Consider the following 521-nt stretch of genomic DNA (forward strand, 5'->3'; position numbering starts at 1 on the left):
CTCTCACTACATAAGGAGAAATCAAGACTCGTTAACATCTGGGATGACAGTGACGGATTTGACTTTCTTGGATTCCATCATCGCAAATTCCCCATCCGTAAAAAGGGTGGTCGAACATTCTTTATCATGAACCATGTCCCAAGTAAGAAGGCCATGAAGAAGATGCGAAAGAAAATCAAAGATTATACGGAACCTCGACATAAATTATTTATGGACATAAAAGATTTGGTGAAAGGACTAAACCGAAGGTTACAAGGATTCAAGAATTATTACCAACTTTCTCCAATGTCTAAGAGGTGGTTGAATCGCATTGACTGGTATGTGTTACAACGTTTAAATCTTTTCCATAACAAGAAAAGGAATAAACGACATAAACATGCCTATCTTCAAGATACAGTAAATAAAGTCCAATTCATATTGGTGAAATTAGCGAATTAAATCCGTAAAGCCAAAGGAAGAAGAACGTCGGAAAGCCGTATGAGGGAAAACTTCACGTACGGTTTGATGAGGGGGAGCAGGAA

General features: G+C 38.2%; 1 protein-coding gene. It reads left to right on the forward strand.

Going from position 1 to position 521, the window contains the following annotated elements:
* A partial coding sequence (locus FS666_RS19460; RefSeq protein WP_280524805.1) for a group II intron maturase-specific domain-containing protein occupies nucleotides 1–438 on the forward strand: 438 nt, incomplete at its 5' end.
* Between the last annotated feature and the right edge of the window lie 83 nt (nucleotides 439–521).

The sequence above is a fragment of the Siminovitchia fortis genome (genome assembly GCF_007681465.1).
In the GTDB taxonomy this organism is placed as follows: domain Bacteria; phylum Bacillota; class Bacilli; order Bacillales; family Bacillaceae_C; genus Siminovitchia; species Siminovitchia fortis.